The following is a 23,419-nucleotide window of genomic DNA, read 5'->3' on the forward strand; positions in this document are numbered from 1 at the left end:
GGAGGACACAGCGGCTGGGATAGGCATGTCCGCCGTCGAGCTGGCCGACGCCGCCCAGATGTTTCAGGCGGCCGGCCTCTCCGCCCTGGAACAGCGAACGAATAGCGAGTGGTACCAGCTCGCGATCGAGTTCGCGGACGGAAGTACGAGCCAGTCGGTCGGTGCGACGTGCCTCGGACCCCGGCTGGACCTTCTCCAAGCCCAAGGTGTCGTGAAGGGCTGGTGGTTCATGCGCAAGCCGCCGGGCTGGCGGCTACGGCTCCGCACAACAGATCGGGCCGCCGTGGACCGGACGCTCCGCGAGCTTGCCGAGGTCCGCTCGATCGCTCGTTGGTGGTCTGCCATCTACGAGCCGGAGATCTTCGCCTTCGGCGGACCGAACGGGATCGACATCGTGCACGAGCTGTTCTGCGCCGACAGCCGCGGAGTGCTGGACTATGCCCGCCAGGAGGCTCCCGGCCTGGGACGACGTGAATGCTCCCTCCTGTTGATCAGTGCCTTGCTCCGAGAAGCGGGACTCGACTGGTTCGAGCGCGGCGACGTCTTCCAACGGGTGGCCGAAATCCGTCCGGCGCCGTCCGCCGACCATGCCTCGGCCATACAGGCACTGGCGCCGAAAATGCAGGCTCTCCTGCAGGCGGCTCAACAGGTCGACAGCGCGTTGCTCACGGGCACGATGGCGTTCGCCAGACCTTGGTTCGCCGCGTACGAGGTGGCCGGTCGCCGGCTCGGTGACGCGGCGGCGCAGGGACACCTCGATCGCGGTCTTCGCGCCGTGCTCACCCACGTACTGATCTTTCACTGGAACCGGTTGGGCTTGTCAGCCGCCGCTCAAGGCGTCCTCGCCCACGCGGCGACGGCCGCCCTTTTGCCTCGGAGTTGAGATGGACCTCAGGACGTTGCACGCCGCCGTACGCCGGTTTCCCCTCGTCGGCCGTCCCCGCCCAGCCTGCCCCTCCCTCCAGGAACGGGTACGGGAGATTGCGGAGATCGCCGACATCGCCCGGCAACAGGGCGCGAACGGCCTGCACCAGGCGGTCCACGCACTGAACAAGGCGGCCTTGGTAGCCAGCGACTGCGGGCTCGGCGACCTCGCCCGTGATCTGTGCTGGCAACACATCAGCGTCTACCGGCAGACCGGTGCCCACCTCACCGTGCCGCACGCCAAGTACATGCTCGAACCCGTTCTCAATCTGGCACGACTGCAGATCCGGGCCGGCAACGGCGACCAGGGACTGCGACTCCTCGATGCGGTCTACCAGGCGGTGACCGCACGCACCGACCTCATTGTCGAAGGGCAAACCTTGCCCACCGCCCGCCTCATAGGAACGCGACAAGAACATCACAAGCTCCGCGAGTGGATCTGGCTGCAATATCTCGCTGAGGGTATTCGCGCCCTGGCCATGACCGGCCGCTGGGACGAGGCAGTCACGCACGCCAAGGTCCACAACGGCATCGGAGTCCACCTGATGGAAGGACGGCAAGCCGAGATCATCGCGCATTGTCTGCACGGCGCGCCCCAGGCCGCGCGGAACGTCCTGGAGGAGTGCGAGCTGACCGAGCCCTGGGAGCGACAGGTCGGAGCCTGCCTGCACGTGATGTGCTCGGGCGCGTCCGCCAGCGAGGACGTTCAGGCGATGGTTCAGCAGTTTCTCGGCAGTGAACCAAGGCCTGGCTACGCGGTCTTCCGCGCCCGATTCGGTTTGACCGTAGCCACCTTGACCAACGCCTTGGACCGCGGCGCTACGGAACGGGTCCTGGCTCAGGTAATGATGGAGGCGCTCGAATCCGGAGACGGGTACGCCGCTCGCGACGTACTGGGCCATCTCGCCGTGACGGAGCAGGCCGACGACCGCAGCCGTGGTCTGTCCGAGTTGGTGGCCTCTGCCGGTCTCGGACGTGGGCACCTTCCCGCGCCGCTATACGACTCGATCTCTGCTGCAGTCAAGATCGCGCGTGAAGCGCTGGCCAGGTCTCTGCTCCCCACGTCCGGCCAGCCTGTTGCTCGTTGAGAAGCACCTCATGCCTTCCAAAGCGCTCCCGACGTGCTTGGACGACTTGACCCTGGACGCGAAGTCGATCCCCCATAGGGATCCGTCGCGTCCACCCGGATACGACGCCGACAACCACAGGAGGAACACCGCGAATGATCGCAGCGATGAAACCGCAGGAACAACAGGAACGGACACGTGTGCCCGAGCGGATGATGTGGCGGTGCGTGTTCCCCGGGGAAACTGACCAGGTCCGGCAAGCCCGGCGCATGGTCGAGGCGCTGTTCGCCGGAACGGGGCGCGAGAACGACGCCGGGCTCATCGTGTCCGAGCTGGCGACCAACACCTTGCTGCACACCCGCTCCGGTCACGCCGGAGGCTGGTTCGGGGTCGAGATCCGCCTACCGGACAACGGTCCCGCCTACCTTGGGGTCTATGACCTCGGCGGAGCCGGGATCCCCCAGTTCAGGCGTCACCCGGGCGGGCCAGAGCAGAGGGTGGGCGGACTCGGCCTCGGGATCGTCCGTGAGCTCGCCATGACGCTCTCGCTGATCGGTAGCCCTCAGACCGGGCACACGGTGTGGGTCTATCTCGAACCCAAGGTCAGCCCATCCAGCGTGCGGGCGCCGCAGCGAGATGAAGGGGGTCGGCCTGCTGCTATCAGGCCGACCCTCGGCGTACGGCCAAGGACGTCTCCCGAGGAGGAAGCCGGATATGAGCGCGGTTAACTTCGAAGCCGTCCTCGATGAGCTGTATCCGGGGCGCGGCAATGACGTGCGGGCGAAGCTGTTCGCCCTGATGTGCGACGTCACCTTCGTCTACGTCAGCAGTGACGAGGTCGGCAACTTCAACGTCAGCCTCGACTGCACCCTCGACGCTGTCGAGGAAAACGTCCGAGAGATGTGGAACCGCCGCCACAACCTGCTTTCCCTCCTGTCCGCCGTCGGTGACGGGGGGCGGAGCAACGGTCACGAGGTGGACGCTTACATCTGACCCCTGCGGTGCCCACCCCAGCCACGGGTGGGCACCGTTGTGTCTGGACCGTCAGCTCACCTGGAGCGCTTCGGGGCGGTCGGCGGTGACGGCGACCAAGTGGGTGTAGAGGAAGGAGCTGATGGCCTCGTACGCGGTCAGTTCGTTGGCACGGTTGGTGAAGCCGTGTCCCTCGTCGGGGTAGATGTCGTAGCGGACCTCGACACCACGTTCGCGCAGGCGAGCGACGATCTGATCGGACTCGGCCTGCGGGACACGCGGATCATGAGCTCCCTGGAGGACGAACAGGGGAGCGTTGATGCCATCGGCGTGGGTGACGGGGCTGCGCGCCAGGAGCTGCTCGGCGCGAGTGTCCGGATCGCCGAGGACGGTGGCGACGAAGGTCTTCCACGTGGGGGGTGACGCCTTCGCCAGGGTGAGCAGGTTGCTCGGACCGCACATGGAGACGCCTGCGGCCCATGGATAGGGAAGGCGGGCCAGGCAGGACAGGGCGGCGAAGCCGCCGTAGGAAGCGCCCATCACGGCGAGGCGGTTCGGGTCGGCCCAGTCGAGGGTGTGGAGGTACTGGACGCCATGGTCCAGGTCGTCGAGGTCGATGCCACCCCAGTCGCAATAGATGAGCTTCTGGTGCGCGGTGCCGTAGCCGGTGGACCCGGCGAAGTTGGGAGCCAGGATGGCTATCCCCTGGTGGAGCAGGTGCTGGTAGAGGCCGGAGCGAGCGTAGATAGGGCGTTCCTGGGACTCCGGGCCACCGTGGATGGAGAGCAGGACCGGGTGGGGGCCGGGGCCGTCCGGGCGGTAGAGCAGGGCGTGGACGTCGCGTCCGTCGCGAGCCGGATACGTGATCAGCTCAGGGGCGATGGGGTCGATGACGTGCAGGGCCGGAGGGCGGGTGTCGGTGAGGTAGCGGAACTCGTGGCGGGCCAAGTCCAGGACCGCCAGTTCTGCCGGCCTCGCCGCGGAGTTGATCAGGACTACCGCGAAGGAGGCGTCAGGCGCCAGGGAGAGGGCGGAGATGACGCCGGGCGGGATGTCGGGTAGCGCGATGGGGGAGCCGTCGCGGTCGGCGTGCAGGCGGGAGCTTCCGCCTTCGTTGACTGACCAGATGCGGACTCCTGCCGCCGCGTTGAGGACCTCGACGTCCCAATTCGGCCGCGCGATCGGGCGCATGGTTTCGGTGGCGAGATCGTAGAAGGCGGCGGCGGTGAACTCGCTCCAATGGTCGGTGAGCAGGTGGAAGCCGCTGGAATCTGCCGCCCATACTCCGGGATCGAAGACGCCTTCGCCGATGGCGGAGGTCACACAGACCGGCTCGGCGTCCGGGTCGCTCAGGTCGGTGAGGTAGACGGCCAGGTCGGTGTTGGAACGGAAGCCGGTCGACAGCAGCCAGCGGCCGTCGGGGGAGAGGCCGACCGCCTCGAACACGACTCCCTCGGGGGGTGTGAAACGGCGGAGGTCGCCGGTCTCTAGATCGTGGACGATGAGGTCCTGGGCGCCGGGGTCGCGGTCGTTGGCGGTGTAGGCCAGGAACCGGCCGGTCGGGTCGAACGGCGACCCGGCCAGGAACCGCTGGCAGTCCGGCCCGGAGCTGATCTCGCTCAGGTCGCTGCCGTCCTGAGCGACGAGGTAGAGGCGGAACTGCTCGTCCCCGTTCTCGTCGGCGGTGAAGACCAGCTGATCGCCTGAAGGCGTCCAGGCGATCTGGCGGACTGTCCGGTCGTCGAAGCCCGCTACGCGGCGCGGCTCGCCACCGGCCACGGGAACGACCCACAGGTCGTAGTGTCCGGAGACGTGGCTGGAGTAGGCGACCAGCCGGCCGTCCGGAGACAAGGCGAGGGTGGGCTGGAAACGCTGCTCGGGGACGAAGTCCAGGAAACCGGGCATGTGACAGGGCCTCTCGGGTTCAGTTGATCCAGCCGCGGCGCGCTGCTGCGGCTCCGGCGGCGAAGCGGGTCTCCACGTCCAGCGCATCGCGAATGGCAGTCCAGTGCCTGCGCATCGTGTTGACGCTGATGTCCATCCGCCGGGCGATCGCCTCGTCGGACAGGCCTTGAGTAAGCAGTTGCAGCACCTGCGACTGCGCGGGGGTGAGCGGGCCGACGGCTTCCGTGCTCCCGAACGGGATCGCCTTCTCCCAAAGCAGCTCGAAGTACTCTCGGAGGGCGCCGACGACGACTGGCGAGCGGACAAGCAGCGCCCCGCCCATTCCGGTGGGCGTCAGTGGGAGGAGCGCGACCGCCTCGTCCGCGAGCTTCATCTTCATCCCGATACGAGGGAGCAGACGCGCCTGCTCCCCGGCGGCCACCGCAGCCTCGATCGTTTTCGCGCCGATCGGATGCTCCGCGCAACGGGTCTCGTAGATCGCGCGGCATTGGACCTGGCCCTCGAACACCGGTAGCGGCGCGTACCCGGTGGAGTCCTCGACGGGTGCCTCAAGAACGTAGTTGTCCAGCGTGAGCCAGTCGTGTCGTGCGGCGTTGATGAGCGCGTAGGACAGGGAGCTGATCTCGTCCCGGTCGGTGACGATCTGCACCAGCCGGTCCATCGCCGAGCTCGAGGAGGCGGCGGTCGGTGTCTGGTGGAACTCGCTCAGCCGCTTGTGTCCGGACAGCAGCCGCTCCTGATCGCTGACGAGCCGGCGCGAGAGGTCTGTCAGGACGCCCTGCAGCGCGAGCTCCGGGGGAGCGGGCACGAGACGCGGTGGCATCAGCGGACCGTCCGGCCGGAGGTGCGCCATCCCGCGGGCGGTCAATTCCGTTACTTGGTCGCATCCTCCGAGCAGGGACGCGGCGCCGTCCTCCGGGCAGCCGTCCTCCGCGAGCAACTTGGAGTACGACGCGAAGATTTCGTCCGGGACGACGCCCTGCAGCAGGCGCTGCGCGTTGATCTGATTCTGGCCGTCCATCACCACCCCCAGTCAGAGAGTAGTGGTGTGACTGCAGAAGGTGATGCTCATCTTTCGGTCGTGTCGGCGGTGAGTGGTTCCGCGCGATGGTGGGTTTTCACCATCCGGCACCGTGGCGCAGAGTCTCGGCGCTGTAGGCGTTCTCGCGGTCCTGGAGGTCGCGCCCTCGGTAAGTAGCCGCCGTGAAGGGTTTCACGTGTCTTGGTAGGACGCCGCGCACGGTCTGATCAGGGTGAACGCTCAGGAGAGGCAAGGGAGGCAGCATGCGGCGCCATCTAGTCGGAAGGGCAATGAGGAAGCTGACCGGACCGTCGTTGGTGGCACCTGGTCTGATCGGGCTCGCGGTGACGTTCGGCTTGCTGAATTGGCGCAGTCGTTCGCTTGTCCCACTCGCAGAATCCCACCAGCCGAGGGCCCTGGCGGCAGACACTGGGCGGGATGCGGCGGTCCCCGTGGCGCCCGCCGTGCCCACAGCCGTTCTCGACGTCGCGCCAGCTACTCGCCCCGGCGTGATCCGCCTGATCGGCCAGCGCGCCATCGAGGGCCCCAACCGCACGGCAGGTGGTTGGGGAACCGATACATGGGCGCTCCTCGGCCTGCTCGCCGAGCACCGTTCTTCCCTGCTGACCAAGGCAATCGCCTGCGACAAACTGTGGCCCGAAGCCGAAGCTCAGCACGACCGGTTCGCCGGCCTCCTCAAGGCGACCCGCGCCAAGATGTGCGATGCCCTGGGGATGCCCGGCACCTACGGACGGGTCGTCATCCAGTTCAAGGGCGGCACCGGATACCGGATCAATCCCGATCTCTACGTCTGCGACGTCTGGCAGCTTCGCGACCTCCTCGCCGCGGCGGCCGTTGCCACAGGCCCGGAGAAGATCGCCGCGCTGACTGCTGCCGTCGACCTCTATGCCGGCTCGTACCTGCCCGACGTTCCGCATGCCTGGGCGCGGCAGACGGCGGACGTCCTGAACCGCGGCATCGTCCAAGCCCTCGCCGAACTCGCTCGTCTGGAGGAGCAGCCCGAACGTGAGGTCGGCTACCTCGAACGCGCCACAGAACTCGACGGCGCTGCCGAGCACCTTTATCAGCGGCGAATGGAGGTATACGCCCGTCTCGGCAGACCCCAAGCTGTGCATTACTGCTACGACGAACTACGTGAACACTTGCGCGCCCGAGGCAGAAAACCCTCCTCCAAAACGCAGCAGATCTACTGCGAAATCGTCGACTCCGGATGAGGGGGTCGGATCATTCGGATTTCCGTCTCCCGCGACTTGACCTGAGGGGGTGAGGTGGTACTCGATATACCGCGTGCGCGTGAGCGCACGATGGGATTCTCGTATATTCGAAGGAGGGTGCATGGCCGCTAGACACTTATTAGGAAATGCGGCTCCATGATGCGATGGGACGTCTCGCCACACAATCGGCGGAGATCGTTCCACTGTTGAGCCGACGAGAGCGTTGAGGTGTGCGACCTCGTCGGTTCCGGCGTCCCGCACGGCCAGGTTGGGTAGCCGAAACCACGACGCCTTCGCCCTCAAGAGGGGCTACGGCTGTGGGCACCGCCTTCACGTCGGCTACGTCGTCCGTGCCAAGTCTCGCCTGGTCCGAGCCGCGTAGGCGAGCAGAAAGGGTGGGACCAGCCGGCTGCTATCCGGTTGGTCCCACCCACAGCGTAGGGCGAGGCTCGATGCGAGATGGCGTGCTTCCCTCGCCGCAAGTCCTTCGTTGCGGGAACTTTGCGCGCCGACGATCGGCCTGCCGGTCGATGCGCCGATCGCCCTGCCGGTCGGCCTGCCGTCTTGACCTGCACCCCCGTGCCGGGGAACCCCCGCAGGCGTAGGGGGTGGCTGGCCTACCGATGGCCCGCCCGACTCGCCTTGACAGACGAGAACTTGGCAAGGAGCGACGCCGTCGCCGAGCTAGCTTCCTGCTCTATTGCTTATCTCATCCCAGGTTTTCATCTGGCTCCGCTCTACTCGAATCTTTTCGCTGAGGCGAGTGCTGAGTGCCTGGTTGTTGAGAGCCGAGTCGCGCATTGGGGAAACGATAGGGCGGCTCCAGCATGGTGTTCACGTGGAATTGTGCCCGTCGAAATCGTCAAGTATTCGTTACCCGGCTTGGCGATCAGAGATCCATCGGTTATAGCCCGCTTCACCGAACCGGCTTGCTTTGCATGCGGAATCGAGAAATGGTCGTCGTGTACGAAGGAATTCGGCCCAATGAAAATGTGGGCCGCAACCGAAATGAAGGAGAACGAAAATGGCGACGAACACGATTACCGAAAGCGCCACCACCCCGGCCGAGTTCCGCCCGGAAGGCGCGGCAAGCAAGGTGTGGGAGGCACTGACCGCGAACCCGGCCACGTCCATCACGACGATCGCCGAGGCGGCGGGCGTCTCCCGCCCGACCGCTACCAAGGCCCTCACCGGGTTCGCCGAGTCAGGCCGCGCCATCCGTACCCCTGGAGGCCGCACGGACAAGGGCCGCCCCCTCCCTGACACCTGGTCCCCGGCCACCCAGACCCACGCCATCGTGTCATCTGACACCGAGGTTCCCGTCGCGCCTGAGGTCCCGGCGACGCCGGAAGCCACTGAAACACCCGACCAGGACGCCTCATCCCTTCCGGACGACGGACCCACCGCGACGCCCACCATGTCCATCCAGGACGCGATGCGCATCCTGGAGCAAGAAGCCGACCGCCGGGCGGTCGCCGAGGCCGAGTTGGCCCGTGCCCAGGCCGAGGAGGAGGCCCGCCGTCAGCAGGCGGCACAGGCCCTGGCGAAGGCTCGCATGATCGAGGACAGTCGCCGCGCCCTGACGGACCTCCTCCAGGCTGTCACCACCACGTACGCGGCCCTGTTGGCTGACGACGAAACGGCATTCGCCAGCGGCCTGGAGACCATCTACACGGGCACCGCAGACGTCCGGAAGGCCGCCCGCGTCACACAGCCCAAGACCACCGGCACCACCACCTCCTGGGGCTCCTCGCGGGGCGACCGCAACGCCCCTCGTCCCCTGCGTCCGGACGTCCTGACGCACCTGATCAAGCACCCTGACCTCGCCTTCACCGCCAACGAGATCGCCAAGGTCCTCGGCCGTTCCTCCGGCGCGGTCGCCAACGCCCTGGACACCCTCGTGAACAACGGCGAGGCCGAACTCGTCAGCGAGCGTCCCAACCGCTTCCGCATGGCGCAGCCCCAGGACGACTGACCCCCCACCCGAAGGGCCCGGTCACCCGGCCGGGCCCCCGTCATGCAGAGGAGCCGCAATGCCCGATGAGATGTTCACCCTGCTGGGGTGGGCATGGGATGTAGATCTAGCCACCCGCCTGGCCCGACGCCACCCAGTACGCCCGGCTGCTATCCGGACGTTGACCGGCGTCATGGACCTGATCCGCATCGACCCCGACCACGCCGCAACCGTTGACCTGACCAAACCCCTCCTGGTCGTGCCCCTCCCGTGCGCACCGCCTCCCGGCAACCGCCTGGTGATCGACGGGTGGCACCGGATACACCGCGCGCTGGATCTCGGCATGGAGGAACTGCCCACGGTCCTCCTCGATCCGGCCGACGAGCGAACATGCCGCCTACGCGGCGGCGACATCTGACACAGGGAACACGAGGCGGGGGTAGCCATGGGGGCCACCCCCGCCTCACCCGTCTACAGGGCTGTACGGGTGATCTAGCGGCGTGGACGGCCGTAGCCCACGATGTCCCCACGCGCGGTGTACCGGCTCACCCGGACACGCAGCCCGGTGCGGGGGGCCTCGATCATGCGCTCGGCGTCGAGGACCAGGCCGACGTGACCGGGGTGGTTGGGCCCGCCGCCGGATCCCTGGAAGAACACGAGGTCTCCCGGAGCCTGTTGACCGGGCGGAACATGGGCGAGCGCGTGCCACTGTTCGGCAGCGGTACGCGGGAGGGTGACTCCGGCCTGATGCCAGGCGTAACGGGTGAGGCCCGAACAATCGAAGCCGATCGTGTTCGTGCCTTGGCCGATTCCTCGGGTGGGACCGTCGAAGTTACCTCCTCCATAGGAGTAGGGGGTGTTGAGCCAGCGGGATGCCGCTGCTATCGCGACCGAGCCGTGTCCTGTCCCCCTGATCGTCAGCGGTTCGCAGGTGGCGGTGTAGGACTCCGCGAGGCGAAGAACCTTGGTGACGTAGGAAGGATCACCGTTGTAGCGGAGGAGGGCCTGGTTGAGGCGGTCCGGGGCTCCGCTGTGACGGAGGTAGTTGGCGGCGGCGGGTATGGCGTCGGCCGGGTCGTAGACGTTCCTGGTCCCGTCGGCGTTTCCGTCTACGCCGAAGGCGCGCCAGGTGGCTGGCATGAACTGCATGGGCCCCGCCGCTCCGGCGTGGTTGCTGCCCGTGGTGATGCCGGTCCCGGTGCCTCGGCCGTGGTCAGATTCGGTCTTGCCGACCGCCGCCAGCACGGCCCAGGGGATGCCGTACCGGGCGGCGGCGTGGCGATAGAGATCGAGGTATCGGGACGGGATGTCAGCGGGCGCGTTGCCGCAGGCCACGCCTGGGGCAGGACCGCCGCGGCCGGGTAGCACGGTCGCGGTGACGCCGATGATGACGGCGACCAGGACGAGCGCCCCGATCGCCGTCGCGGCGACGACAGGCATCATGCGGGGCCAGCGGACATGATCGGGCCCCCTGCGTCCCGTAGAGCGCTCAGGCGGCGGCGGGGGCCCGTTGATCCGGCCGGTAGCCACACCGGCCCGGCGGGGCCGTCAGCGGCCGTTGCGGGGGTGTGAACGGCGGTGGCGACGGGGACGTCAGGGGCGGTCAGGAGCTTGCGGAGGTTGGCTTCGCGGGTCGAGTTCGGGAGCCAGAAGAGAACAGGCGTCGTGATGCCTGTGGCCTCGGCGAGCGCGGCGTAGCCGTCCAGCTTGGCCAGGACACGGGAAAGAGGCTCGGTCCCGGTGTCGTGCTCCAGGAAGAAGTCGATCGTGTCCGCGTGGCCGTTCGAGGCGGGTTCGGTCCAGCGGCCGAAAGCGTCGGGCCGCGCGAGGTCACCCCAGAGAGCGGCGCAGCGACGTTCGGGCCACCACTCCGCGACGGCGGAGCCGTCATCACGACGCCGGGCCGTGGCGTGGAGCTGGGCGAAGAACTCGTTGACGCCGATCTGATGAGTCAGCCGGGACGAGAAGGCGATCGCGCCGGCGGAATCGGGGCGGTAGCGGAGTTCGGCCGGGGCGATACCCCGCTGGGCCGCGAGGTGATGGGCCCCGGTGGTGCCGAGGATCCAGTGCCAAGGACGGCTTCCGGTGGGTGCCCAGGGGCGGAAGCGGTCGAGGGCACGCAGCTCGTGGAGGGCAAGGAGTCGATGGCGGGCGCGGTGGATGCTGGGGAAGAAGATCGCGGCGAGTTGGTCGGTGGTGAGGACGCGGTGTTCCCACACGGCGTCGAGGATCTCGGCATCTCGTGGCGTCAGGCGTTCGGCGAGGTCGGCGACGAGCGTTTGCGAGACGCGCGGGCGCTGGTGTCGGGAAGGAAGCAGACGGCGAGGCGCGTTCGGTCGGGTCATCGTGTGCTCTCCCTGTGGGCTCGGCGAGGATCGGACGGGATGCGGACCTTGGACTTGCTCACAGCGGGGGTCTCTGGACGCGCGTAGGCAGCGCGCGAAGCCGCTCGGACGGCCTCCTGACGGCCGGGAACGGGATCAGGAAGAGGGCGGGTGCGGAAGGTGAACGCCTGTGACGGACCGCCCTTGCCGGTGATGACCCGTCCGGCGGCTTGGTAGGCCCCCAGGTGGGAGAGGTCATGTGCGGTAAGCACGGGGCCGACATGGCGGGCGAGGTCGTGAGCGTCCTCGGGGGAGGCGGTGAAGTAGACCTTGTTGCGGGCGTCGGCGGATACGGCCTCACGGAGATCTTTGGGGAGCTGTGACAGGTGCTGGTGAGCGAGGGTCAGGGAGAAGCGGTACGCGCGAGCCTCGGCCAGAAGGTCGCTGACTGAGATGGGCATGTTGAGAAAGTTCTGCGCCTCGTCGATGTAGGCGGCGGCGTCTCGACGCTCGTTCTCCGGCAGGCGAACCCGCGGAGTGATGGCCTGCCAGGTATGGGCGAGGAGAAGCGAGCCGAAGAGACGGGCGGCGTCCTCGCCGAGCACACCCTTGGGAAGACGGGCAAGGACCAGGCCCCCGCTGTCCAGGGTTCGGGCGAGGTCGAAGGTGGAGGTTCCGCCGGATAGAGCGTCGCGGACGAATGGGCGCAGGAGGACCGCGCGGAGCTTGTTCATGACGGGACTGATCACGGAGGCGCGGGCGGCAGGAGACAGCTCGTCGTACGCCGACCAGAAGCCGCGCAGCAGCTCGTCGCTGAGCTGGCCGACGATCCGGGCGCGGAAAGGCGTGTCCGTGAGGAGCTTCGGGACGTCGGCGAGGGTCGCACGATGGCGCTGGGTGTGAACGAGGGTGAGGCAGGCCGAACGCATGAGGTCGTCGAGGCGCGGCCCCCAGGACGAAGCGAAGCAGCGGTGGAAGATCGCGACGATCGAGTCGACGGCGAACGCCGGGTCTGGTCCGGCGAGGACGTTGAAGCAGGGCGGATTGCCGGGCTCGGCCGGGTCGAACAGGACCGTCCGCTTGATGGCTCGTTCCGGGAGGCGGTCGAGGACATCGTCGATGAGGTCGCCCTTGGGGTCGATGACGAGAGCGCCTCGGCCGGCATGGGCGTCGGTGAGGATGAGGTTGGCCAGGAAGGTGGACTTGCCGACACCCGTCTGGCCAAGGATGTGCAGGTGCTGGCGCGCGGCGGCCACGGTGACGCCCACGGGCCGAGGATGGCCGGTCTCGGCGTCGCCCAGAATCCTGACGTCCTGCCCAGACGCCGGAACGTCGGGAGAGGGCGGAACGGGCCGGGCACCGGCGCGGGCGATGCCGGGGGCCGCCTGGTCGTAGGGCAGGTGGGCGATCGCGGCGAGCTCGTTCACGGCCAGGAGGTAGCCGGTGTTCATGCGACGGTTGGACATGCGGCTGGGAAGGTCGAGGCCACGCAGCCGACGTAGGTACTGGTGGCCGGAGGCGTAGAGGGCGAACGTGGCGGCGATCTCGTGAGCGCGCCCGCGCAGGCGGCCTCGCGCGTCAGCGCGGTCGCTGGTGACGCGGTAGGAGATCTGGACGGCGAAACGCGACTGGCCCGCCTTCGCGAGGATGGCGCGGATCTCCTCGGCGCGTTCGGGGAACATCCGGGCCAGTTCGCCCGGCCGGGCGCGGCCCAGAGCGCCGGGAGTGATCAGGTCGAATACGTCGGATCGGAGGCTGCCAGAGGTGCCGTTCCGCAACCCGGAGGCGGCGCGGTGAGCAGCGGACAGGCGGCGTCCCGTCACTGGCCGAGCCAGGATCTGAACGGCGGCGTGCTCGCCTTGGCGCAGTCCCGAGAGCGCACCGAGGAGCGCTCGCATGGGGTCGTTGCCATGCGTCGTCGTGAGCGGATAGTGGTCCGGCCGGGCCAGGACCAGCCGACCTCGGGATGTCGTGACCCCACGCGGTGTGGGAGGTTCGGCCGGGCGGGTGTTCACGGCCGCTCCCGGCCAGGCCGACCGGATCGCCTTCTCGACCAGCCCAGGTGGTACGACGCCCGGAACCCAGAGCTGGACCCGCACGCTGGAAGCGTCGGCCACGTACTCCCACGACAGATGAGGCTGACCGAACAAGACCCGCTTCCAACACGGCGCGATCAGCCCCATGACCTGCGACCACCAGGCCGTCGCGCTGCCGGGCTCCACCTGCGGCGGCACGGCGATCTCGACCAGCCAGGCGTTACGCGCGAAGCGGGCGTTGCGCCACCGCCACAGGACAGCTCGGGCCGTGACGAGGGCGATGGCACAACCACCGATGAGGACTCCGCCGAGGGCCGGGTCAGATAGGTCCGGGATCACGGCTGCTACTCGGCCGGATTCGTGGTCGCGAGCAGGTGCTCGAACGCGTGGGCGACGGCGGCGAAGGCGGCACGATTCTCGATCCCGGCGCAGACCAACCCTTGGCCTTGGCCGGCCGAGAGCAGGAAGAGCCGTTCACCTTCGGTGAGGTCGAAGGCCGCCGCGATCTCGTCGATCGCCTGCGGGGCCTGCCGGAGAAGGATCTGCGTACTGGCGTTGGCGACGACGGCCTTGCCAAGCTCGGACCCGAGCAGGTCGGCGGCGTCCTGCGTGACGACGGCCAGGCCGGTCCAGTGTTTACGGGCGGATTTGGCGAGCCGATAGAGGAATCTCGCGCCCTCGTTCTCGCGCATGAGCGTCCACGCCTCGTCGACCACGACAAGGCGGCGGCGCCGTTCGGCAGGGTTGGACACGCGGCGCCAGATCGCGTCGAGCGCCAGGAGCATGCCGACCGGGCGGGTCTCCTCAGCCAGGTCTCGCAGGGAGAACACGATCAGATGGCCGTCAGGGCGGGCCGTGGTCGGACCGGAGAACAGGCCACGATGGGAGCCGGACACGTACGGGGCGAGCCGCGCGGCCAACTGCGCCGCCTCCGGCGCGTCGCTGACCTCCAGCATCGTCGCCAGGTCCGCGAGCAGCGGTGCGGGCCGCTTCCAGGTACGGCGGTCCGAGGTGATGCCGTGAGCCGCGTAGGTGGCGATCACCGCCTTGTCCAGTACGGCCTTCGTCGTGGCCGTGAGCGGCTCACCGAGCATCGTCGCGACCAGAGTCTGGAGGAACATCGCGCGCCGGTCGAGCGCGTCGTCCTCGGCTGTTTCGGGCAGGTCGAAGGGGTTGAAGCACACACCTGGCGTGCCGAGGCCGAGAACGGTTCCTCCGACGGCGTCCGACAGGCGGCGGTACTCGTCTTCAGGGTCGACGACACACACCTCGACCTGGTGGAACAGCAGCCTCAGCACTTCCAGCTTGGTGAAGTACGACTTGCCAGCACCCGATCGGGCGATCGTCACGGAGTTGTAGTTGTCGTGCGCGAACCGGTCCCAGAGGACGATGCCGGAGGAGTAGGCGTTCAGCCCGTACAACACCGGCGTCTCATCGATGCGGGGCCGTAGGTCAGGTGACGCGAAGGGGAAGGCTGCCGCGAGCGCGGAAGTATCGAAGGTCCGGCGCGTCTTCAGCGCGTCGGTACCTAGCGGGAGGGTTGCTGTCCAACCCTGTATCGCGCGGAACGTCGTCGGGTGCGCGTCAAGGAGAAGCGAGGCCGCCAGCGCTTTAACGTGCTGAATCTCCGCTTCCAGCTCTTCGGAGTCCGCGGCGTGGACAGTGAGGTAGAGGCCGAGGCGGAAGAGACGGCCGTGGCCTCGGGCGAGGGAAGCGGCTAGCTCAGCGGCGTCGTCGGCCGCCGCCTCGGCCGCGAAGTCCGGCGCTCGGCTGCTCGCGGAGGCCGATTCGAGGCGGGCGAGCTGGCGGCGCAGACGTTGTGCGGCGATCAACGGAGGAATGGGCTCGATGTGCAGGGACACGTCGAGGTGGCCGGGGTAGCCGATCAGCGGTTCGAGCCAGCCCGCGCCGACCTCACGGGGATATCCGGCGATCACGAACGACGCGCACACCCCGCCAGGGAACTCGACCGAGCGGGCATTGATCTTCAGAGATGACGGGCCGGGCAAGGCGGCGGCGGTCTCGGCCAGCTGCGCGTCGTCGCCGGCGAGTCGAGTGAACTTCATCGGGTGCCCTCTCCACGGGTGATCGGCTCATCGGGACGAGCGATCCCGACTGGTTCGGCGCGGCGCGGAGACAGGGACCGCACCAGCAGGTCGCGTACGTCGTCCGCACCCAGGACCGAGGCGTGAACGCCGAGGGTGAGCAGCGAGCGGACAGCCTCCTCCGCGCGGCGGGTCACGATCGCCGAGGAACTGTCACGGCGAGCTGTGCGGCGAGGCCCGCGCTTCCACGAGGACGCCTGCTCGGAGCCATCGTGACGGACGACGATGAGGACATCGCGGGTCAGAAGGTCCCGGGTGTCGCCGAGCTCGGTCAGGAACTGGGCGTGCTGGCGGGCCGCTTGCTCAAGCGCCGGATCGGCAAGGCGTCCGGCGGTGCCCTCGATCAAGTCGGCGAGGCTGGACAGATCGACCGGGCGGGCTTGCATGAGGATCTGCACCGGTGTGTCCAGCGAGTTCAGCCAACCGGCGAACACTCCCACGAGCGCCGCCTGCTCATCTTGCGTTCGCAGCCCGAACGCCACCGTCCCGGCCTGGACGACTGCCGCAGTTCCGCCTTCGGCCAGCTCAAGGACTCCGTCCTCGCGGATCGCCCTCACCGGGAGCCGCAACGCCCCAGGCAGGCGGCCACGTACTCGACACCAGGCGGGCGGCTCGGGTACTCCTTCCTCAGCTGTGACTAGCTTGCGATTGCGCCGAAGGTAAGCGAAGGCGTGGACGGCGACCCGGTCGAGACCGAGCCCATCTCGCTTCCCGAGCGCCAGCGCGCACCCGCAAGCGATCACCGGCAGGACGATCGCGGCAAGCACCGGAACGGGCAACCGGCCATCGGTTATGAGGTACACCCAGGCCGCCAGCACCCCGGTCACGGCCAGGATCGCTACTTGCCGGGCGTTCAGGTTCGCGAAGATCTTGTCCGGCATCTCCACATCGGCCGGGATCCTCGCGACCAAGCGTTCTCTACTTTCGTGGCGCACGACGTGTTGCCTTTCTCTGCGGGCGAGGCGCTTCGAGCCGCACCATGACCTGCGACGAGTCCCGTTGCGGGCGCCGTGGTGTTGGCGACTCGGGCGGAGGGGCCGCATTCGGTCGCCGGTCACGCCGGACGGGGTGCGGACGTGGGTACGTGACCGGCACCGGACGGTCCCTGACGGCCCGGTCCGGCCCGTCAGGACGCGCTGGGCGGTCAACGGCGGAGGACCGGTGATCACGGCCCACACGCGCGTTTCCGTTGCCCGCGCCGTCAGCGCTGGCCGTTCCGGGTGGCTGACGGGGATGGCGGGGCATTCCCGCACACGGCCCGCCCGCGTTCGGGCCCCGCCTACCGGGACCACCTGGCCCACCGCCGGGGCCTCCACCAGGAGGACCACCGGGCCCGACACCTCCGCCGCCGCTCGGCGGGGTAGGTGGTTTGGGACGGCGTACCGCGTGGGCAGCACGGGTGCCCTTGCCGAGCAGCAGTCCCAGCCCGCGGTAGATGATCAGTGACTTCACAAGCCGCGAAAGCATCTGGGGCTTGTTGGCCTGCCAGATCGTCCGGGCGACCCATCCAGGGATCTTGAGCAGCACGAACAGCAGGCAAATGGCCATGAGCTGGTCGGTCATGTCCGCCGTACTCGGAACCCAGAACGAGTCGTCGTCGGCCGGGTTGGCGGAGAACAGCAACTGCAACGCGGTGACGAGTACGAGTGACTGGCACATCTGGATCGCCAGCAACCCGGCCAACGACCGCCACCACAACCGGGCCAGCCCTTCGGTCACGGGCAGCGCATGCAAGATCAACGCCAGCGGAGCCGCTGCGATCACGACCATGATGAGCGCGAGCCGGACGACGTAGGTGAAGATCACCCCGACAGCCAGGACGACGACCACGAGCGCCACGATCGCGAAGAAGACCCCCTTGAGAGCGATCCCCGCCACGACCGATTTCTTGATGGCGTCGAACACCATCTCCGGGTCGATCCGACTGGCGCCTTCGGCAAGAAGCGCCTGGCTCAGTCCGTTCGCCAAGGTGATCGCGTACCCGATCGCAACCAAACTCAGGTTCGCGGCCAGGAACGCCCACACCAGCCTCGGGAGCAACTGCCGGGGCGAGATTCCCCAGGGCAGCGCCTGCCCGATCATGAGCATCACGCCCGCGGCCGTCACCAGCAGCACGAAGCAGGTGTTCGCGATCGTCCTCGACAGCTCCCACACCTGCTTGGCTCGTGCCATTGTCGGGTGGTCCAGCTCGGGCGTCGCGAGCACGGTCGACCCGAGCATGTCGAACACCGGCTCGGAGGCCGACTCCACCAGGTGGACGAACCATTCGTCGACCGCTTGCCGGGCCTCGCACGCCACGTCAATGAACCCGCAGTCCGCCTCCGGCGCCGCAGTAGTCGGCGACGGCGCCGGTGTCGGAGCAGCGGCGAGCGCGGGTCCGCTGCTCAACGCCGAGACGAGCGCGGCACCGAACGCGAGGAGGACGAACAGCCCGAGCGCCCTTCGGCAAGCAGTGGGCACGTCAGGCTCCTACGATGCGCTTGAGGATGTTCACGAGGACCGGCGCGAGCACCGCCACGCCGTACCCGATGGCCCCGTAACGCAGCGTTTTCTTGGCGGCCTCGACCTCACCTGGGTCTCCGCCGGCCAGGATGTAACGGACTCCGCCTATGGTGAAGAACAGCGTGGCCAGCCCGACGAGCAGCCCGATCACCACGTTCCGCAGGTTGGTGATGACCTGGTCGAGCGAGGCGGAAGCCAGGTTGGTCATCGCCTCGGCGACTCCCGGGACGGTCAGCGCGGTCACCGCACAGCCACCTGTCCAGACCAACGAGGCGAGACCACGCCGGACCCAGCTCACACCTGCTGGAACCCGGATGACGGACAATGGACAAGACCGAGACGGCTTCATGACATGGCTCCCCGCGACGAGAGTTTCTGACTTGGCCGCCAGCCGTGATCACGGGCCCGGAGCAGTCCGGGATGGGTGTCCTCCTTCAAAGGACGAGGGACGATGGGCTCGATGGGAACGGGCGACCGCCCCCCAGAACTCCGCCCCGAGCCGTGATCACGGCTGACATAGATGAACCACCGGCTCAGGCCCCGACATTGGAGCCCGGCCCGTCGCCGCTGACCGAGACTTGACCCGCCTCGATCGCCCGCGCCAACCGCGCCTCCGCCACCCGCCGGCGCTTGTAGAGCCGATCGGCGGGAACCCCCGAGCGGCTCGCGTACGCCCGCAACGTCTGGCCCTCCAGGCGCGTCGCGTTGATCAGCTTCGCCTCGTCCGGAGTGATGACCTGACACCGGACAGCCTCAGCCAGCACCAAGAACGGCTCCGTGGTCACGGCCACCTGGTCCGGCACGTCGGCGCAGATCTCGATGGAGGCGAGCTCACGCGCCCGCACCTGAAGCGCGCCTTTCCGCGCCCACATCAGCAACCGAGGCAGGATGTTCGGCCGGTCGAGATCGATCCGGCGGAGCTGCGCGACGAAGGTCGTCACCATCTCCGAGACGATGTCGTCGACCACATGCCTTGGACAGCCGTGCGTCGTCCGCGATGCCAGGTTCTTCAGCCCCGGCATCGCCACACCAACGCAGCCGATCACCCACGCGGGGCCGTCGCACCGTGAACGCCGCACGAGATGCGCCCACACGGCGTCCTTCAACTCGTCGCCGGCCTGCGGCCCGAGCAGCAGCGCCTTGAGTTCGCCGAGATCGATGGGACGTTGGGGCACTCCATGTCCGATGGAGTGGCCCTCCACCGAGAGCGGGCTCGGGCGGGTGATCAGGAGCTTGAACGCTCTGTCCGCCGCGCTCAGCGCGTTATCGCTGAAGCTCGTCGTGGTCGTGCTGTCCTGTAGATCGATGGCCATGGTGTCTCCCCGTGGGGCTGCGCCGGATTGGTCGATCCAGGTCTCAACCACCGGATGGGAAGACCCCGGGGCACCAAGGGCAAGGGCGTAGACATCTCCGATCGCCGCAGTTGCTTCTACCAGCTCGCTGAACAGGGGAAACGGGCAGGATCCGAGCTCGTGCGCAAGGACCCCGCCAAGCTGCCCAAGCCGCGTCTGACCTGCGCAAAAGAGCTTCATCGAGAGACTCAGCAAAGCTCATGTCAAGTCGATGGCGGGAGGGATGCGACTCCTCGTGGCGAGAAACTCGTGTGAGCCCCAAGCGCGATGTGTACGACTTTAGCCGATCTCTGGTCGCAAGCCGTTCGCTTTTCTGATGAACGCAACAGTATTGGAAATGTGTTGTTCTAGTTTTTTGCTTGTATGCTCTGGCTGCCAGCGGCTACGTATGCTCGGGCAATGCGAACCTTGTCCGGTGACCCTCAAGTGAGGGAGTGAAATCTCCCAGAGGGTTGGCCCATTTGTCATCGGTCCAACTAATCGTACATCCATGGATTTCTTGCGTGGCTTGAGCAGGTATTTTGGTAGGGATGTAGTTCTCGATGGTGTATCCTTCTGTGATCCAGGCAAAGCATGGATGTGAGGCATCTTTGAACTCGTCGCGAATTCTTTTCTTGGTGGCGTAGATCGGCTTTCGGGTAGAGGGTCTTGTCGCTGTCGATCAGTATGGCTGCGATAATTCTATTCATGCGTCGAAGAGAAATGAAGTCCTCAACCTCTGGATATTTCGGTGTTTGGATCGAACGGGTCGCCGCCTTTATGTGCACCATGACCGGTATGTCATCACCATCCGCATCCCCGGAGGGCCACCTGACCCGAACCGGATGCGAACGCCCCCCGCCAAGCATCTGCCAGCGCACCGAACCAGGAGGCTCCCCTGACGACCGAGGCTCCACCCGAGAGGTACGAGGGGGACCGGAGGGGGACCGGCAGGAATGGACGGTCCCGATTCCGAGCGGAGTTCACGACACGGTATGCCCTGATCGCAATTCACCTACCTGTATAAACGCGGAGAGTGACATCACCCGGTATCGTCCGGCATGGAGCGCTGCGGACTTTTAATCCGTAGGTTCCGGGTTCGAGCCCCGGGCGCCTTACCACCTCCACGTGTGGCACCTTCCCTTATGGGAAGGTTTCTTGCTGATGGTGAGGCATGTACGGTCACCCCTGGGTCACGTGGTCAGGCCGCCGCCTCGCGAAGGGCGCGGGCGGTCCAGCGCGCCTTGCCCAGGGCCGGTCGCGCGATCGCCGGCATCGCGGTCGCCGTCGGCGGCGGCCTGGTTGATCCAGTTTTGCGGGCACGGCCGGCTCGAGACAGGCGATGTGGAAGGGATCCATCGCCAGAAGCGCTCACCAGCCGTTCGGTTCCCGCGTATCAGGCAGACCCATCACTGGGACCGACGGCACTCGGCGCACCATCGCCGGGCGTCGGCTCGGTGGCCGGGGCCGCGGGTTCAAGCCAATCGAGCCGCTCGGCCAGGTGCCGGGCGCTGTCGATGACAGTGGCGATGTGGGCAGAGGGGTTGTCCTGATGCCACAGCAGTGACCACGGATAGTGCGTGGCGGGGTCGGTCAGGGGCCGCCAGGTGGTGCCCGGCCGGTTGGAGGAGCGGAAGGAGGAGGGGACACAGTACACGCAGCGCTGCTGGAGGACGAGGTCGGCGGCGGCCCGGGAGCTCTCGACGGTGCCCTCGTAAAGGGCGGGCGTGAACCCGGCCGAACGGCACAGCGTGAGCACGAGCTGATTGAGCTCCGGCGTCTGCGACTCCTCACCGAGCAGCAACAACTCGTCGGCGAGGGCGGCGACGGGCACGCCGTCGAGCTCGGCGAAGCGGTGGTCGTCGGGCACCAGCACACCGAGCGGATCGAGCCGGATGAGCTTGGCGGTCACCTCGGCCGGGGTCTGGGAGGCGTGTCCGATGGCGATGTCCAGACGGCCGTCAGCCAGTTGCCGATACTGCTCGGGAGTGCCCGCCTCGACCTGGTGGATCGTGATGCCGCGATGGCTGTCCTGGAGTTCGCGCAGGATCTGCGGCATGGTGTCGTAACCGGCGTCGATGATGCCGACGCGCAGCGTTGGCGTCGAGGCGGCGGCGTTACGTGCGGCTTGCCCGGCCCTGCTGACGTGGTCGAGGATCTGACGCGCTTCGACCAGGAACGCGCCGCCCGCCGAGGTCAGAGCGACGTGGTGGGTGCTGCGGTCCAGCAGCCGCACGCCCAGCTCACGTTCCAGCCGCTGGATCTGCTGGCTGAGCGCGGACTGCACGATGTGCTCACGTGCGGCCGCCCGGCCGAAGTGCAGCTCTTCGGCCAGCGTCACGAAATAGCGCAGCTGCCGTAACTCCATGCCCGTCCCTTCCGGCCCGGGCAGCACCGATGCGGGCCGTCGTCTTCCACTCTAGGTCCCTCATGAGCGGGTGAACCCCCGAGGCAACCCTGGCAATACCTGCCGGGCTGAGGTTCTGGCGACGGCGTCGGCCATCATCTACAGGATCGGCACACCTGAGGGGATGCGCATCGGCTCTGCCTTCATCATCGCCTGGGCGCAGGGTGGCGAAGCCGAGGGGCATCGTGGGAGTCCGCCGGAGTCCGGGCGGACTCCAGCTGGGACGTGAACCCGCCGGGCGGTTCGTCGAAGCGGGGATCAGCGTTTGAAGGCGTCCCTGGCCTTCCCGTCGGCCTGCTTCAGACTGGCTGCGACTCGATCGCTCTTGCCCGCGATCCGCTGGCGCCGGTTGCCGCTGACACGGCCGAAGCGCCGCCTGGCCCAGCCCTTGAGGATCCGGACCTTGTTGCTGATCTCCCAACGCAGGCTCATCGCGATCTCCCATCACTGCTCCGCCACCGTCAGGCGGCTTGAACTCCCAGTGTCCGTCGCGGCTTGACGAGGGGAAACAGGCAATGACGACGCCGGTTATCACTGGAACTGATGAGCACGGGTTGTATCCCGGGGGCGCGACCGGCGTCCGCTCCGGCGACCATCACCAGACCGGCAGCGGGAACCGGCAGGCTCTTCGGTCACTCTCCGGCCGGCGCGTGGGTCTGCCGGAGCGGGCCGGCGCGACGGCGGTGGATGCGCTTCTGGTCGGGCCAGTGCACGTTGCCCGCCCAGCCGAGCCGTTCGAACAGGCCGATCACGGCGGCGGACGGGTCGAGCTGGTAGCGGTCGAGGCCGTGGCGGGCGCAGCTGGGCTCGCTGTGGTGGCCGTTGTGCCAGCTTTCGCCGAAGGACAGCAGGGCCAGCGGCCACAGGTTCGTCGAGCGGTCGTGGCGTCGGGTCTTGAAGGGCCTGGCGCCGATGACGTGGCACACGGAGTTGACGCTCCAGGTGACGTGCTGGAGCAGCGCGATGCGGATCAGTCCCGCCCAGAGGAAGGCGGTCAGCCCGCCGAGCAGGGTGCCGGTGATCGCCCATCCGGCCAGGAACGGCAGCGCCAGCGACAGCGCGCACAGCGCGGGGAAGGCGCGTGCGACGCGGGACATGGCGCGGTCGGCCAGCAGATCGGGGGCGTAGCGTTCGGCCGGGGTCGGATCGTCGGCGAACAGCCAGCCCAGGTGGGCATGGGCCAGCCCCCGGAGCTGCCCGCGCAGCCCGGTGCCGTACCGGTAGGGCGAGTGGGGATCGCCTGGGCGGTCGGTGAAGGCGTGATGGCGGCGATGCACCGCCACCCAGTCGATCACGTTCCCCTGGAAGCCCATCGAACCGGTGACCGCCAGCACCGCGCGCAGCCAGGGCCGCGCCGTGAACGAGGAGTGGGTGAGCAGCCGGTGGAAGCCGACCGTCACCCCCAGACCGGTCACCACGTACAGGATCGCGGCCAGCAGCAGATCGGTGAACGTGACTCCCCACCAGAAGACCGCGGCGCCGAGCGCGATGAACGGCAGCACCACGATCGCCCCCGTCAGTGCCACCTGGAGCCGCCCGGCCGGAGCGTGCTCCGCCGCCTCCGGGAAGGGCGAGGTGCCGTCGTAGTCCTGACGGCGTTCCACTACCCGCTCGGAAATGGTCATAGGTCTCTTTC

At 67.8% G+C, this 23,419-nt stretch carries 20 protein-coding genes; 7 read left to right on the forward strand and 13 right to left on the reverse strand.

Translation table 11 applies throughout. From position 1 onward, the window contains the following. Window positions 1–25: 25 nt before the first annotated feature. The 4 genes from KME79_RS15175 to KME79_RS15190 all read left to right on the forward strand — a co-directional run bounded on the left by KME79_RS15175 (window position 26) and on the right by KME79_RS15190 (window position 2,984). Window positions 26–883: a thiopeptide-type bacteriocin biosynthesis protein gene (locus KME79_RS15175; protein WP_246639885.1), complete on the forward strand. Its 858-nt coding sequence runs from the start codon at window positions 26–28 to the stop codon at window positions 881–883. 1 nt (window position 884) lies between these two features. Further along, window positions 885–2,012 carry a hypothetical protein gene (locus KME79_RS15180; protein ID WP_219544974.1) on the forward strand — a complete coding sequence of 376 codons (1,128 nt, stop codon included), beginning with the start codon at window positions 885–887 and terminating at the stop codon, window positions 2,010–2,012. Window positions 2,013–2,146: 134 nt separating this feature from the next. Beyond that, window positions 2,147–2,719, forward strand: a complete 573-nt coding sequence (locus KME79_RS15185; RefSeq protein ID WP_219544975.1) for an ATP-binding protein — start codon at window positions 2,147–2,149, stop codon at window positions 2,717–2,719. After that, window positions 2,706–2,984, forward strand: a complete 279-nt coding sequence (locus KME79_RS15190; protein ID WP_219544976.1) for a hypothetical protein — start codon at window positions 2,706–2,708, stop codon at window positions 2,982–2,984. Before KME79_RS15185 ends, KME79_RS15190 begins: the two co-directional genes overlap by 14 nt. Window positions 2,985–3,035: 51 nt before the next feature. Here KME79_RS15190 and KME79_RS15195 read toward each other — a convergent pair whose 3' ends face one another. Continuing rightward, window positions 3,036–4,868, reverse strand: a complete 1,833-nt coding sequence (locus tag KME79_RS15195; RefSeq protein ID WP_219544977.1) for a S9 family peptidase — start codon at window positions 4,866–4,868, stop codon at window positions 3,036–3,038. Between the two features lie 19 nt (window positions 4,869–4,887). Next, window positions 4,888–5,889, reverse strand: coding sequence for a helix-turn-helix transcriptional regulator (locus tag KME79_RS15200; RefSeq protein ID WP_246639901.1), 1,002 nt, complete (start codon window positions 5,887–5,889; stop codon window positions 4,888–4,890). A gap of 509 nt (window positions 5,890–6,398) precedes the next feature. Between KME79_RS15200 and KME79_RS15205 the strand changes: the two genes are divergently transcribed. The 3 genes from KME79_RS15205 to KME79_RS15215 all read left to right on the forward strand — a co-directional run bounded on the left by KME79_RS15205 (window position 6,399) and on the right by KME79_RS15215 (window position 9,496). Then, window positions 6,399–7,124, forward strand: a complete 726-nt coding sequence (locus tag KME79_RS15205) for an AfsR/SARP family transcriptional regulator (protein WP_219544979.1) — start codon at window positions 6,399–6,401, stop codon at window positions 7,122–7,124. 1,024 nt (window positions 7,125–8,148) lie between these two features. After that, window positions 8,149–9,099, forward strand: a complete 951-nt coding sequence (locus tag KME79_RS15210; RefSeq protein ID WP_219544980.1) for a hypothetical protein — start codon at window positions 8,149–8,151, stop codon at window positions 9,097–9,099. Between the two features lie 58 nt (window positions 9,100–9,157). Next, the gene (locus tag KME79_RS15215) at window positions 9,158–9,496 is read left to right on the forward strand and encodes a hypothetical protein (RefSeq protein WP_219544981.1); all 339 of its coding nucleotides are present in this window, start codon (window positions 9,158–9,160) and stop codon (window positions 9,494–9,496) included. Window positions 9,497–9,570: 74 nt separating this feature from the next. Here KME79_RS15215 and KME79_RS15220 read toward each other — a convergent pair whose 3' ends face one another. From KME79_RS15220 to KME79_RS15270, 11 genes are all read right to left on the reverse strand, one after another. Then, the gene (locus KME79_RS15220) at window positions 9,571–10,521 is read right to left on the reverse strand and encodes a C40 family peptidase (protein WP_219544982.1); all 951 of its coding nucleotides are present in this window, start codon (window positions 10,519–10,521) and stop codon (window positions 9,571–9,573) included. Next, a complete protein-coding gene (locus KME79_RS15225; protein WP_219544983.1) occupies window positions 10,518–11,423 on the reverse strand; it encodes a replication-relaxation family protein in 906 nt (301 codons plus the stop codon). The genes KME79_RS15220 and KME79_RS15225 overlap by 4 nt, the downstream gene beginning before the upstream one ends. Next, window positions 11,420–13,777: a type IV secretory system conjugative DNA transfer family protein gene (locus KME79_RS46945; protein WP_219544984.1), complete on the reverse strand. Its 2,358-nt coding sequence runs from the start codon at window positions 13,775–13,777 to the stop codon at window positions 11,420–11,422. Before KME79_RS46945 ends, KME79_RS15225 begins: the two co-directional genes overlap by 4 nt. A gap of 5 nt (window positions 13,778–13,782) precedes the next feature. Further along, window positions 13,783–15,504 (reverse strand): VirB4 family type IV secretion system protein, encoded by a 1,722-nt coding sequence (locus tag KME79_RS15235; protein WP_219544985.1) that lies wholly within the window; start codon window positions 15,502–15,504, stop codon window positions 13,783–13,785. After that, entirely contained in the window at window positions 15,501–16,454 is a 954-nt protein-coding gene (locus KME79_RS15240) for a PrgI family mobile element protein (protein WP_219544986.1), read from the reverse strand. The genes KME79_RS15235 and KME79_RS15240 overlap by 4 nt, the downstream gene beginning before the upstream one ends. Window positions 16,455–16,461: 7 nt before the next feature. Then, window positions 16,462–18,003: a TrbL/VirB6 family protein gene (locus tag KME79_RS15245; protein WP_219544987.1), complete on the reverse strand. Its 1,542-nt coding sequence runs from the start codon at window positions 18,001–18,003 to the stop codon at window positions 16,462–16,464. Between the two features lies 1 nt (window position 18,004). Then, window positions 18,005–18,289 carry a pilin gene (locus KME79_RS15250; protein WP_308248922.1) on the reverse strand — a complete coding sequence of 95 codons (285 nt, stop codon included), beginning with the start codon at window positions 18,287–18,289 and terminating at the stop codon, window positions 18,005–18,007. A gap of 289 nt (window positions 18,290–18,578) precedes the next feature. Continuing rightward, window positions 18,579–19,358, reverse strand: coding sequence for a sigma-70 RNA polymerase sigma factor region 4 domain-containing protein (locus KME79_RS15255; protein ID WP_219544988.1), 780 nt, complete (start codon window positions 19,356–19,358; stop codon window positions 18,579–18,581). A gap of 1,414 nt (window positions 19,359–20,772) precedes the next feature. After that, window positions 20,773–21,744 carry a LysR family transcriptional regulator gene (locus KME79_RS15260; protein ID WP_219544989.1) on the reverse strand — a complete coding sequence of 324 codons (972 nt, stop codon included), beginning with the start codon at window positions 21,742–21,744 and terminating at the stop codon, window positions 20,773–20,775. A gap of 297 nt (window positions 21,745–22,041) precedes the next feature. Continuing rightward, window positions 22,042–22,215, reverse strand: a complete 174-nt coding sequence (locus KME79_RS15265) for a CsbD family protein (protein WP_219544990.1) — start codon at window positions 22,213–22,215, stop codon at window positions 22,042–22,044. A gap of 200 nt (window positions 22,216–22,415) precedes the next feature. Beyond that, a complete protein-coding gene (locus KME79_RS15270) occupies window positions 22,416–23,408 on the reverse strand; it encodes an acyl-CoA desaturase (protein WP_219544991.1) in 993 nt (330 codons plus the stop codon). Window positions 23,409–23,419 lie beyond the last annotated feature (11 nt).

Origin of the sequence: Nonomuraea harbinensis, from assembly GCF_019396385.1 — a bacterium.
GTDB lineage: Bacteria > Actinomycetota > Actinomycetes > Streptosporangiales > Streptosporangiaceae > Nonomuraea > Nonomuraea ferruginea.